General features: G+C 43.7%; 12 protein-coding genes. 9 read left to right on the top strand and 3 right to left on the bottom strand.

Annotation, left to right across the window (positions count from 1 at the left end; genetic code table 11):
- Positions 1-69: 69 nt before the first annotated feature.
- A complete protein-coding gene (locus AC6CHI_RS15500; protein WP_100242952.1) occupies positions 70-534 on the bottom strand; it encodes an Lrp/AsnC ligand binding domain-containing protein in 465 nt (154 codons plus the stop codon).
- Between the two features lie 140 nt (positions 535-674).
- Between AC6CHI_RS15500 and AC6CHI_RS15495 the strand changes: the two genes are divergently transcribed.
- From AC6CHI_RS15495 to AC6CHI_RS15480, 4 genes are all read left to right on the top strand, one after another.
- Positions 675-1934: a D-amino acid dehydrogenase gene (locus AC6CHI_RS15495; protein ID WP_498122359.1), complete on the top strand. Its 1260-nt coding sequence runs from the start codon at positions 675-677 to the stop codon at positions 1932-1934.
- Positions 1935-1978: 44 nt separating this feature from the next.
- Positions 1979-3082, top strand: coding sequence for an alanine racemase (gene alr / locus AC6CHI_RS15490; RefSeq protein ID WP_498122357.1), 1104 nt, complete (start codon positions 1979-1981; stop codon positions 3080-3082).
- Positions 3083-3094: 12 nt separating this feature from the next.
- Positions 3095-3454 (top strand): RidA family protein, encoded by a 360-nt coding sequence (locus AC6CHI_RS15485; protein WP_458893465.1) that lies wholly within the window; start codon positions 3095-3097, stop codon positions 3452-3454.
- A gap of 176 nt (positions 3455-3630) precedes the next feature.
- The gene (locus AC6CHI_RS15480) at positions 3631-5073 is read left to right on the top strand and encodes an amino acid permease (protein WP_498122355.1); all 1443 of its coding nucleotides are present in this window, start codon (positions 3631-3633) and stop codon (positions 5071-5073) included.
- A 312-nt stretch (positions 5074-5385) separates the two neighbouring features.
- On the opposite strand, the gene AC6CHI_RS15475 is transcribed toward AC6CHI_RS15480, so the two are convergent.
- Complete coding sequence (locus AC6CHI_RS15475; RefSeq protein WP_498122353.1) at positions 5386-5838, bottom strand: CopD family protein; 453 nt, start codon at positions 5836-5838, stop codon at positions 5386-5388.
- Between the two features lie 76 nt (positions 5839-5914).
- A complete protein-coding gene (locus AC6CHI_RS15470) occupies positions 5915-7144 on the bottom strand; it encodes a beta-ketoacyl synthase N-terminal-like domain-containing protein (RefSeq protein WP_100242959.1) in 1230 nt (409 codons plus the stop codon).
- Positions 7145-7414: 270 nt separating this feature from the next.
- Between AC6CHI_RS15470 and AC6CHI_RS15465 the strand changes: the two genes are divergently transcribed.
- The 5 genes from AC6CHI_RS15465 to AC6CHI_RS15445 all read left to right on the top strand — a co-directional run.
- Positions 7415-8854: an EcsC family protein gene (locus tag AC6CHI_RS15465; protein WP_498122352.1), complete on the top strand. Its 1440-nt coding sequence runs from the start codon at positions 7415-7417 to the stop codon at positions 8852-8854.
- A gap of 154 nt (positions 8855-9008) precedes the next feature.
- On the top strand, positions 9009-9383 hold the full coding sequence (gene rpsL, locus AC6CHI_RS15460) for a 30S ribosomal protein S12 (RefSeq protein ID WP_002050319.1): 375 nt from the start codon (positions 9009-9011) through the stop codon (positions 9381-9383).
- A gap of 166 nt (positions 9384-9549) precedes the next feature.
- Entirely contained in the window at positions 9550-10020 is a 471-nt protein-coding gene (rpsG, locus tag AC6CHI_RS15455) for a 30S ribosomal protein S7 (protein WP_004694929.1), read from the top strand.
- A 131-nt stretch (positions 10021-10151) separates the two neighbouring features.
- A complete protein-coding gene (fusA, locus tag AC6CHI_RS15450) occupies positions 10152-12290 on the top strand; it encodes an elongation factor G (protein WP_498122349.1) in 2139 nt (712 codons plus the stop codon).
- A 94-nt stretch (positions 12291-12384) separates the two neighbouring features.
- On the top strand, positions 12385-12489 hold a 105-nt coding region (locus AC6CHI_RS15445), incomplete at its 3' end, for a GTP-binding protein (protein ID WP_017396788.1).

Raw genomic sequence — 12489 nt, 5'->3', positions numbered from 1 at the left:
TTGCGGATAATGAAGATGAATAGGATTCAATATATGCATTTAAAAAAGCTTGTGCAGTACACTTAAGTCTTAGCGCATATCTAAATATAAGGTTTCTTTAATTTCTTCCATCACAATGTAGCTGTGAGAAGAGGCGGATGAGGGCAGTTTTTTCAATAAATCCCCCAACAGTCGGCGGTAAGCACTCATTTCTTTGAGTCGAGCTTTGACCAGATAATCGAATTCGCCAGAAATGAGATGGCACTCTAACACCTCAGGAATTTCGACCAAATCACGCGCCACTTGGTCAAAGACATCGCCAGATTTGGCAGAGAGTTTAATCTCTAAAAATACCAGTAAATTTCGGTCGACCAGCGCAGGATTCAGCCGTGCATGATAGCCGGTAATGATGCCATCGCGCTCCAGTCGCTTGACCCGTTCCGAGCAAGGCGTGGTGGATAAATTGACCCGTGAAGCCAATTCACTAATTGCAATGCGGCCTTCCATTTGCAGAATATCCAAAATCAGGCGATCTACACGGTCTAATTTGCGCATAAGTTTTTCTCTGTTTTTAGCCTTTATTTAGTGAAAATGGCATGAATATATCTTAACTATACCTGTTAAATCAGTGAAATTCACTATTGATGTGGAAATATACTAGTTAAATAAACTGGCGGTGCAGTGAGAGAAAGGAAATGCGCGTAATCGTTTTAGGTAGTGGTGTAATTGGTGTAGCAAGTGCATATTATCTTGCGCAGCAGGGAGCAGATGTCACTGTATTGGATCGTCAAACTGGTCCAGCAGAAGAAACAAGTTTTGGTAATGCAGGGCAAATCTCTCCAGGCTATTCGACGCCTTGGGCTGCACCCGGCATTCCGTTTAAAGCCGTGAAGTGGATGTTCCAGCACCATGCACCCTTGGCAATCAATATGGATGGCAGCATGTGGCAGTTACAGTGGATGGCACAAATGCTGAAAAACTGTAATGCACAAAGCTATTCTATCAATAAAGAACGTATGACTCGCGTAGCAGAATATAGCCGTGATTGTTTACGCGAATTGCGTAAAGACACGGGCATCAGCTACGAAAATCGCTCTAAAGGCACATTACAGGTATTCCGTAATGAAGCGCAATTAGAAGCGGTACAACGTGATATTCAAGTGTTAAAAGAGTGTGGCGTGCCGCATGAGTTGTTATTGAAAGATGACTTGGCTCGTGTAGAACCTGCACTTGGTTTTGCCAAAGATAAATTGGTCGGTGGTTTACACTTGCCAAATGATGAAACAGGCGATTGCTACAAGTTTACCAATGCACTGGCTGATATTGCTAAAGCCAATGGGGTGAACTTCCTGTTCAACCAAAACGTTGAGCGTTTAGTGGTTGAAGGCGATGAAATTAAAGGTGTGGTGGTGAATGGTAAGGTGCTGACCGCAGACCGTTATGTATTGGCATTTGGTAGTTATTCACGTGATTTCTTAAAACCACTGGAGTTGAATTTACCAGTTTATCCAGTCAAAGGTTATTCATTGACAGTGCCAATTGTGGATCCAGCATTTGCACCACAATCTACGGTTCTGGATGAAACCTACAAAATTGCGATTACCCGTTTTGACCAACGCATCCGTGTGGGTGGTATGGCTGAGTTAAGTGGTTTCAACTTGAAACTCAATGATGACCGCCGTGGTACTTTGGAAATGGTCACCAAAGATTTATTCCCGGGCGGCGACTTACCGAATGCAACGTTCTGGACAGGCTTACGCCCAATGACACCAGACAGTACGCCAATTATTGGGGCGACACGCTTCAAAAATCTGTTCTTGAATACGGGACATGGCACCTTAGGTTGGACCATGGCATGTGGTTCAGGCAAGCTGATCAGTGACTTGGTGATGAACCATAAACCAGACATCAGCATTGATGGTCTATCGATTGAGCGTTATTTAAGCGCAGCATAATTCCTGAATTCAGGGAGTTGTTTGAATTTTAGGGAAGAAGGGTTATGCCACGTCCAATTACCGCGGTGATTCATCAATCCGCACTCAAACATAATCTGGCTATTGCGCGTGCCGCAATGCCAGACAGTCAAGTCTTTGCCGTGGTCAAAGCCAATGCCTATGGGCATGGCATTGAACGCGTGTATCAGGCCTTTAAATCGGCCGACGGCTTCGCTTTGTTGGATCTTGAAGAAGCAAAACGCATTCGCGCTTTGGGCTGGACAGGAGAAATCCTGTTGCTGGAAGGTATTTTTTCGCCTCAGGATTTGTATGATTGTGCACAGTATCAATTGAATTTTACCGTACATAATGAACTGCAAATTCAATGGTTACAGCAATTTCCAGTCGCAGCACAATTTAAAGTGTTCCTCAAAATGAATAACGGGATGAATCGTTTAGGCTTCACCCCAGAACGTTATGTGCAGGCTTGGCAACAACTGAAAAGTTTGAGCTCAGTCCATGAGCTGGTGCATATGATGCATTTCTCCGATGCCGATGGCGAGCGTCAGGGGCAGGCGGGGATTGATTACCAGCATCAAGTATTTCAACAAATTCTAGAACAATATCCAGCACCGTGCTCAATCAGCAACAGTGCTGCAATTTTAAGATATTCCACCCAGTTACGCTCGGACTATGCGCGTAGCGGCATTATGCTCTATGGCAGTTCGCCAGATTTTCCAAGCCATAGCATTCAAGACTGGAATCTGCAACCGAGCATGAGTTTACGTAGCGAAATCATTGCCATCCAACAGTTAAATCCGGATGACAGCATTGGTTATGGCTCAAGTTTTGTCGCAGATCGCCCCATTCGCGTAGGTATTGTGGCCTGTGGCTATGCCGATGGCTATCAACGGATTTCACCGACAGGCACACCAGTACTGGTGAACTCGATTCGTACTCGCACCTTAGGTCGAGTCAGCATGGACATGCTCGCAGTTGACCTTGACCCGATTCCAGAGGCACAAATTGGCGGTGAAGTGGTGCTCTGGGGGCAGTCTAGCTCGGGGGCTGTCTTGCCAATTGATGAGGTGGCTGCAACTTCTGGAACGGTCGGATATGAACTGATGTGCGGCGTTACTGCACGTGTCAATTTTTCAATTCAGGAATAAGGAATTTTAACCATGTCACAACAAGATATTCAGCGCTTTAACACGACACCAGTAATGAGTGCTGTGACCATTTTTAACAACGTGGTGTATTTGTCGGGTCAAGTTCCTAAAAATCCTGATTCGGATATCACAGCGCAAACTCAAGATGTTTTAAATACGATTGATGAATTGTTGGCACAAGCCAATAGCGATAAAAGCCGTATTTTGTCTGCCCAACTCTTTTTAAAAGATTTAGCTGATTTTTCAGTCGTCAATGAAATCTGGATTGATTGGCTTGATGGCTATGCCACACCAGCCCGCGCCACCATTCAAGCAGATTTGGTCAATCCAAAATGGTTGATTGAAATTGCAGTTGTTGCTGCACAGAAGTAACACCCTAATCTACGGACGGAGGAACGTACCGAAGGTCAGTGCAGTCATCAGATAAACCAAGACGGTTTAGAGTGTACTGACAAGGACGAAGGCTTGGCTTTATCTCAGCGATTATTGCTCGTGAGGAGCGAGATAAAGTTAAGCCATATAAAGGAATTAAAAAAGGATGTTGAGTTATGACCACGACGCGTCAGCCACAAGCAGAACAGTCAACCCATGAGTTGCAACGCAAGCTCTCCAATCGTCATTTACAATTGATAGCCATTGGTGGAGCAATTGGTACAGGCTTATTTATGGGTTCCGGGAAAACGATCTCTCTCGCTGGACCTTCAATTCTAATTATCTACATGATTATTGGCGGTATGTTTTTCTTTCTAATGCGTGCATTGGGCGAAATTCTACTTTCAAATCTGCATTACAAATCGTTTATTGATATGGCGCACGACCTGATTGGTCCTGCTGCTGGCTATTATATCGGCTGGTCGTATTGGCTCGGCTGGGTCTTGGTTGGTATTGCTGACCTTGCGGCCATTATTAATTATCTCAATTTCTGGTTGCCGCCCGATATGGCATTTACCCCGATAGGGCAGGCTTTAATCAGTGTGGGCTGTGTACTGTTTGTACTCGGACTGAACTTGTTAACGGTTAAGCTGTTTGGTGAAATTGAGTTCTGGTTTGCCTTAATCAAAATTTTAGCTATTTTGGGGCTGATTGTGATTGGTGGCTATATGGTCCTCAGTCATTTCCAAGCACCGCAAGGTTCGGTGGCCAGCTTTAGTAATGTTTGGGCCAATGGCATGTTCCCGAAAGGAACCAGTGGCTTCTTGGCTGGCTTCCAGATTGCACTCTTTGCCTTTGTTGGTGTGGAACTGATTGGTACGATGGCGGCTGAAGCCAAAGACCCTGAAAAGAACTTACCGAAGGCTGTCAATGCGATTCCAACCCGTATTATTTTGTTCTATGTGTTGGCTTTGTTTATTGTAATGTCGGTTACGCCATGGAATGAAATTCCTGCCGATCAAAGCCCATTTGTGAGCTTATTCTTGCATGCTGGTATTCCAACTTCTGCCATCATTATGAACTTGGTGGTGCTCTCTTCAGTGATGTCATCGATGAACAGCGGCGTGTTTTCGACCAGTCGTATGTTGTATGGTTTATCGAAAGGTGGTCAGGCACCGAAAGCTTTGGCTGAATTATCGAGCCGTGCTGTGCCAGCCAAAGGTTTATTGTTCTCCTGTATCTTCATTATGGCGGGTGCTGCACTCCAGTATTTCGTACCGAACACAGTAGAAGCCTTCACTTTGGCCAGTTCATTGTGTGTGATTCTGTTTATCAGTATTTGGGGGCTCATTATGGTGTGCTATTTACGCTACCGTAAGCTACGCCCTGAATTACATGCCCAATCCAAGTTTAAAATGCCAGGTGGGGTATGGATGTCATACGTAGTCTTGGTGTTCTTATTCTTTACTTTAATCATCTTAAGTTTAGAACCTGATACCTTGCGCGCCTTAATTATTAGTCCACTCTGGTTAATCATCTTGGCCATTACCTATCGCGTACTGTACTTACCACGCGTGAAAAAACTGAATGCGCAAAGCAATAATGAAGTGATTGGTTAAGTTAAGCAGTTTAATTGATTGATGAAAACTCACCTTCGGGTGGGTTTTTTTATGCTCAAAATTCATGATTGCTTCAGATGGATATAGATGTAGCAGATGACTAAAAGCTTTCGTTAGCAAATAGGAAAACATGCTTGGCACTGCGCCGAGTAACCTAGCACATCAATTTGATGTTGATGCATGCTGTCTATGCTCGCTTAAAAAAAATGGCGGATTGCGTGTAAAGTGGAATGATCTGGAACTATGTAGTTGAGGATTTCTTGATGAAGCCTCGACAATAAAAAACCTCCTGACGGAGGTTTTTGTTCGGGCTTAAAAATGGGGTTTCACTACCACCAAAATTACCACGGCAAACAGAATCAGAGTTGGCATTTCATTAAAGAAGCGCCAGAACTTATGCGATTTATAGTGAGCATTGCCAATCAATTTTTTACGGTAGTAACCACAAATCAAATGGTAAATCACCAATAATCCCACTAAACCGACTTTGAGATAAAACCATAAGGCTTCATGGTAGTGGCGGGTTGCATCGCCCCAATCCACCAAGAAATGTGCCGTGATCAGCGTAGCGATCATGGATGGCCACATAATGCCGCGGTACAACTTACGTTCCATGACTTCAAAGCGCTGATGACTGACGGCATCATCACTCATGGCATGGTAAACATATAAACGAGGAAGATAGAAGAGTGCAGCGAACCAACATACAACTGCGATGATATGTAACGCTTTTACCCAAAGGAAAGCATCTGAAGGAGCATCCATCAATTTACCCTTTTAAGGGCAGTGTGGAAAGTTGATCATTCACTGCAGTGGCAATGAATGATCAAGATTTCTTAAATTAGCCTTCCCATTTTTTGAAAATGAGACAAGCATTTACACCGCCAAAACCGAAACTGTTACTCATCACAGTATTCAATTTTGTATCGCGTTTTTCAAGTACGATGTCAAAAGGTTTTGCGCCTTCATCCAGTTCAGTCACGTTGATGTTTGGTGCAATAAAGTCATTTTGCATCATCAATACAGAGTAAATGGCTTCTTGTACGCCTGCAGCACCCAAACTATGACCAGTCATAGATTTAGTTGAGCTGAGTGGCGGAACTTGACCTTCACCGAACGCACGTTCCATTGCCAACAATTCAGTCACGTCACCAGCAGGGGTAGACGTACCGTGGGTGTTGACATAGTCAATCTTGTCTACACCGTGTTGTTTTGCTTCTTCAAGTGCCATAAGTACACAACGTGTTGCACCTTCACCAGATGGCGCAACCATGTCAGCACCGTCACTGTTCGCAGCGTAAGCAACAACTTCAGCCAAAATGTTAGCACCACGTGCTTGAGCGTGTTCAAGTGACTCAAGTACCACGAAACCGCCACCGCCAGCGATCACGAAACCGTCACGGTCTGCAGAATATGGGCGAGATGCTGTTTCTGGTGTGTCATTGTACTTCGAGCAAAGTGCACCCATCGCATCAAACAATAAGCTTTGAGACCAATGATCTTCTTCACCACCACCCGCAAGCATCAAGTCTTGTTTACCTAATTGGATGAGGTTGTAAGCATAACCAATCGCATCAGCAGAAGTCGCACATGCGCTAGTAATCGTGTGTGCAACACCTTGCATTTTGAAGGCAACACCGACGTTAGCCGTAATCGTGTTCGACATGTTACGTGGTACGAAGAAAGGACCTACTTTACGCGCACCTTTAGTGTCGAGTAATTCTTTCATTTCAATGACAGACGCTGTTGAACCGCCACCTGAACCGCCCGCAATACCGTAACGTGGATTGCCGCCAATTTGTTCTGCAGTTAAACCTGCATTTTCCACAGCAGCCACGGCAGCGTTGTAAGCATACATCGCACATACACCCATAAAGCGTTTTAATTTACGGTCGATGTGGTCAAAATCTTGCTCTGCTGCGGCACTGATGTGACTTTTGAAGTTAAGTTCAGCATAAGTCGGGTTAAAACGTGTTCCAGAAATCCCGTTTTGCAATGAATGAGTGACATCTTCTAAAGTGTTACCGATACATGAGTTGATGCCCATACCAGTAATAACAACACGTTTCATCTACAGATCCCTTATATGGTGATATTTTGTTTAACCGTATGCAGTCAGGGGAGAGCCTTTATGCTACAAGTCTTCATATGTTGATTTGCAATCATGATAGCAGAAAGATTTTTGAATTCTTATGGCAAATATGATGCGTATTTGGAACAGTAGAAAAAACTCAATTTGTGCAAAGTTCTTAACTAAAAGAAACAGTTTGATGTTGAGATAAACTTAGACTATACCTAGTATTTAGCGAGAAATGAAAGAATTGAACAAGAAGGGTCTAGAATGACAGAAGCTAATAATAAACAATCAACCGGATTCCTCTCAAACGCCTTTGGGGTGGCTAAAAAGCTCAGCCAAACAGGAATTGATGTTTTGCAACATGTTGCACCAGGCTCTGTGGCTGCCTATCCGCAAGGTGCGGGAAATACAGCTTTTATTGAAGGAAAAGCACATTCAAAATCGGCTTTCGAGACCAAAAAATATCAAGATGCGCAACAAATTTTACGTGAACACTTTCCGCAAGTTTCTCGCCAACTTTTAGGTCGCCACTATTCCAAAGTGAATAATGTGGCAAATTTTTTAGCACCGCAATATACCGATAAAATTAGCGACTACTTTTTTGAGCGATTGAATGCATTCAGTTCAGATCTGAGTTCTGTTGACTATGTTCTCGATCAAGCTGGGGTCAAAGACCTAGAAACCTTAACTCAGGATGTTGACCGTTCCAAGCGGATTAGCCAAGCGCTGGCGGAACAGAATAAGTGGATTGCCTCTTTGCAAGGTATGCTGACTGGAGCAACTGGAACTCTGGGTGCCAGTGTTGATATTCCACTGTCGCTTATACTGGCCTTAAGAACGATTTATCAAGTAGGGCGTTCTTACGGTTTCGAGCTGAACAAAGAAACCGAGCAAGATATAGTTCAGTTTATTTTTAAACAAATTGATTTGGGGCTGATTGCTGAAAAGCAGACACTATTAATGGCGCTGAAAGCCGTTTCACAAATGTTGCAAACGCATGATCTTGGTCAGCTACAACATTTACTGGGTTCCAGTAATGATATTGAAATGCTAAAAAAATGGTTGCATAACGAACAAGGTGACTTTAAATGGGCCTGGCTGAATAAAGTTCCCGATTATGCGTTCTTGAGTAAGCTCACCCCTGTAGCTGGTGCCACTTTAAGTGCGGTATATAATTGGAAACTGATCGAAGATGTCAATCAAAAAGCCCAAGTGGTTTTTGCTCAGGCGCGTCAATACATTCAGCAGCATAAAGACGTCGAGCTTTCAGTGGTCACGGCCTATGAGCGTTCATTGGCTTTATTGGCTCAGGCTGCGCCCAAATTATTGACCGAAACTGTGCAACCGAGTTTAGTCGAAGCGATCGCGCTCAATGAAGGCACAGATGTCACACCAGAAAATCATAAAAATATTGCCAAAGTCCGAGTGCAGAAAAAAAGCAGCAAAACACCAGTCGATGAGACAGTGCAACAGCAGCACATTGAGCAAGGTTTAGAAAAGTTGGCGCATGATTTGGTTGAACCGCACAGCGAGGTACAAGCACAACAACCAGCTTTGAGTGTTAATACGCAAGAAGTCCTAGTCGATGGTGTGACAGAACAAATTGAGAATCCATTGGCCAAGCCTGTTGTTGCAGCAAAACGCCCTCGTAAGCCCTCAACAAAAAGGGTTACAAAAAAGCCAATCTCTCCAACTGAAGAGTAAACCTTCAAAAGTGCTCAAAAAATGGCAAGAAAAGCAGCAAGGCTGATGGATTGGTGCCTTGCTTGTGTTGACCATTTTTGCATCTTGACTTACAATTGCATGCCCTCAAAAAGTAGTATTTTTTGGGGCTTTTTATTAACGGGAGAATTGCCATATGGCAACAACAAATCAGTTGATCCGCAAGGGTCGTACGACTTTGGTTGAAAAATCAAAAGTTCCTGCGTTGAAGGCTTGTCCACAACGTCGTGGTGTTTGTACACGTGTTTACACAACTACACCTAAAAAACCTAACTCAGCAATGCGTAAAGTTTGCCGTGTTCGCTTAACTTCTGGTTTTGAAGTTTCTAGCTACATCGGTGGTGAAGGCCATAACCTACAAGAGCACAGTGTTGTTCTTATCCGTGGTGGTCGTGTTAAAGACTTACCAGGTGTACGTTACCATACCGTTCGTGGTTCTTTAGACTGTGCTGGCGTTAAAGATCGTAACCAGTCACGTTCTAAATACGGTACTAAGCGTCCTAAGAAATAATTTCTTAAGACACTAAGAAACCGCAATCCTTTATCGTCTCGCTTGTCTGATTTCTGCATTTAAAATTGTGAAATTCAAGCGACGTGTAGTAAGGCCAGCGAAAGTACATGACACTTTGTACTACTGCTGGATTAACCTGAAGTGTCATATATATAGGTAGTTTAAAATGCCAAGACGTCGCGTAGTTGCTGCTCGTGAAATCCTTCCGGATCCGAAGTTCAGTAGCCAAACAATCGCTAAATTCATGAACCACGTAATGCAAGATGGTAAAAAATCTATTGCTGAAAGTATCGTTTACGGTGCTTTAGACCGCGTTCAAGAAAAAAACAAAGTAGACCCAGTTGAATTTTTCGAGACTACTCTTGAAAAAGTTCGTCCTATGGTCGAAGTAAAAGCACGCCGTGTTGGTGGTGCTACTTATCAAGTACCTATGGAAGTGCGCCCATCCCGTCGTACTGCCTTGGCTATGCGTTGGTTAGTAGATGCTGCTGCTAAGCGTTCTGAAAAAACTATGGCTTTACGTCTTGCTGGTGAGTTGCTTGATGCAGCTGAAGGTAAAGGCGCAGCGGTTAAAAAGCGTGATGACGTGCATCGTATGGCTGAAGCCAACAAAGCATTCTCACACTACCGCTTCTAAGCGACTAAAACAGCCCCTATTCAGGAGGGTGACAAGCTGGCTTACGCTAAATTGTCATCGAATCGCTTTAAGCTGTTCGCCAGCTTAAAGCGTCCTGTTTTAAACAACAAAATTTAGGAATGCAAGAAATCATGGCTCGTCAAACCCCAATTTCTCGTTACCGTAACATTGGTATCTCTGCGCACATTGACGCAGGTAAAACAACTACCACTGAACGTATTTTGTTCTACACAGGTGTATCTCACAAAATTGGTGAAGTACATGATGGTGCAGCAACAATGGACTGGATGGAACAAGAGCAAGAACGTGGTATTACCATTACTTCTGCTGCTACGACTTGTTTCTGGTCTGGTATGGCTAACCAATTCGAACAACACCGTATTAACGTAATTGACACCCCGGGACACGTTGACTTCACAATCGAAGTTGAGCGTTCTATGCGTGTTCTTGACGGTGCGTGCATGGTTTACTGTGCAGTTGGTGGTGTACAACCTCAGTCTGAAACTGTATGGCGTCAGGCGAACAAATATAAAGTGCCTCGTTTAGCATTCGTGAACAAGATGGACCGTACTGGTGCAAACTTCTTCCGTGCAGTTGAGCAAGTTAAAACTCGTCTAGGTGGTAATCCTGTACCTATCGTTGTGCCAATCGGTGCTGAAGATACTTTCGCAGGTGTTGTTGACCTTATCGAAATGAAAGCGATTATCTGGGACGAAGCGTCTCAAGGTATGAAATTCGAGTATGGCGAAATCCCTGCTGACCTCGTTGATACTTCTAACGAATGGCGTACCAACATGGTTGAAGCTGCTGCTGAAGCTTCAGAAGAGTTAATGGACAAGTACCTAGAAGAAGGTGATCTTTCTAAAGAAGACATCATCGCTGGTTTACGTGCTCGTACATTAGCATCTGAAATTCAAGTAATGCTTTGCGGTTCTGCGTTCAAAAACAAAGGTGTTCAACGTATGTTGGACGCAGTAATTCAATTCTTACCTTCTCCTACAGAAGTTAAAGCGATTGAAGGTGTTCTTGACGACAAAGCTGAAACTAAAGCATCTCGTGAAGCATCAGACGAAGCTCCGTTCTCTGCGTTAGCGTTCAAAATCATGAACGACAAATTCGTAGGTAACTTGACTTTCGTACGTGTTTACTCTGGTGTTCTTAAACAAGGTGACCCAGTTTATAACCCAGTTAAGTCTAAGCGTGAGCGTATCGGTCGTATCGTGCAAATGCACGCGAACGAGCGTCAAGATCTTGAAGAAATTCGTGCAGGTGACATCGCAGCGTGTGTAGGTCTTAAAGACGTTACTACGGGTGATACACTTTGTGATGAGAAAAACATCATTACTCTTGAGCGTATGGAATTCCCAGAGCCAGTAATTTCATTGGCTGTTGAACCAAAAACTAAAGCTGACCAAGAAAAAATGTCTATCGCTTTAGGTCGTTTGGCTAAGGAAGATCCATCATTCCGCGTTCGTACAGATGAAGAATCTGGTCAAACGATTATTGCTGGTATGGGTGAGCTTCACCTTGACATCATCGTTGACCGTATGAAGCGTGAATTCGGTGTTGAAGCGAACATTGGTAAACCAATGGTTGCTTACCGCGAAACAATCAAAAAGACTGTTGAGCAAGAAGGTAAATTCGTTCGTCAAACTGGTGGTAAAGGTAAATTCGGTCATGTATATGTTCGTTTAGAACCTATGGATGTTGATGAAGCTGGTAAAGAATACGAATTCGCTGAAGAAGTTGTAGGTGGTACTGTACCTAAAGAATTCTTTGGTGCGGTTGACAAAGGTATTCAAGAACGTATGAAGAATGGTGTCTTGGCTGGTTACCCTGTTGTGGGTATCAAAGCGACATTATTTGACGGTTCTTACCACGATGTCGACTCTGACGAATTATCGTTCAAAATGGCGGGTTCTTACGCATTCCGTGACGGTTTCATGAAAGCAGATCCTGTTCTTCTTGAGCCTATCATGAAAGTTGAAGTAGAAACTCCAGAAGACTACATGGGCGATATCATGGGTGACTTAAACCGTCGTCGTGGTATGGTTCAAGGTATGGACGATCTTCCTGGCGGTACTAAAGCAATTAAAGCTGAAGTTCCACTTGCTGAGATGTTTGGTTACGCGACTCAAATGCGTTCTATGTCTCAAGGTCGTGCGACTTACTCAATGGAATTTGCTAAATACGCTGAAACTCCACGTAACGTGGCTGAAGGCATTATCGCTAAATTCCAATCTGGCGGTAAAAAAGGTGACGACGAGTAATCTTTCGATTACTATAAGCCCAAACTAATTTTTTAGTTAATAACCAGTTGCTCATGCAGTGATCCTGCATGAGTAGTTTAAAAAGGAAAATCAAATGGCTAAGGCTAAGTTTGAACGTAATAAGCCACACGTGAACGTGGGCACAATCGGTCACGTTGACCATGGTAAAACTACTTTAACTGCTGCGATTGCAACTATC

The sequence above is a fragment of the Acinetobacter sp. GQ146 genome (assembly GCF_059758585.1).
The sequence above is the reverse complement of the archived record's forward strand: the minus strand, read 5'-3'. Positions and strand labels throughout refer to the sequence as shown.

Excerpts from the sequence above, each read along its gene's own strand:
- alr (WP_498122357.1), top strand. The coding sequence starts at position 1,979 with ATGCCACGTCCAATTACCGCGGTGATTCATCAATCCGCACTCAAACAT.
- rpsG (WP_004694929.1), top strand. The coding sequence starts at position 9,550 with ATGCCAAGACGTCGCGTAGTTGCTGCTCGTGAAATCCTTCCGGATCCG.
- AC6CHI_RS15500 (WP_100242952.1), bottom strand. The coding sequence starts at position 534 with ATGCGCAAATTAGACCGTGTAGATCGCCTGATTTTGGATATTCTGCAA.
- AC6CHI_RS15465 (WP_498122352.1), top strand. The coding sequence starts at position 7,415 with ATGACAGAAGCTAATAATAAACAATCAACCGGATTCCTCTCAAACGCC.
- rpsL (WP_002050319.1), top strand. The coding sequence starts at position 9,009 with ATGGCAACAACAAATCAGTTGATCCGCAAGGGTCGTACGACTTTGGTT.
- AC6CHI_RS15485 (WP_458893465.1), top strand. The coding sequence starts at position 3,095 with ATGTCACAACAAGATATTCAGCGCTTTAACACGACACCAGTAATGAGT.
- fusA (WP_498122349.1), top strand. The coding sequence starts at position 10,152 with ATGGCTCGTCAAACCCCAATTTCTCGTTACCGTAACATTGGTATCTCT.
- AC6CHI_RS15480 (WP_498122355.1), top strand. The coding sequence starts at position 3,631 with ATGACCACGACGCGTCAGCCACAAGCAGAACAGTCAACCCATGAGTTG.
- AC6CHI_RS15495 (WP_498122359.1), top strand. The coding sequence starts at position 675 with ATGCGCGTAATCGTTTTAGGTAGTGGTGTAATTGGTGTAGCAAGTGCA.
- AC6CHI_RS15475 (WP_498122353.1), bottom strand. The coding sequence starts at position 5,838 with ATGGATGCTCCTTCAGATGCTTTCCTTTGGGTAAAAGCGTTACATATC.
- AC6CHI_RS15470 (WP_100242959.1), bottom strand. The coding sequence starts at position 7,144 with ATGAAACGTGTTGTTATTACTGGTATGGGCATCAACTCATGTATCGGT.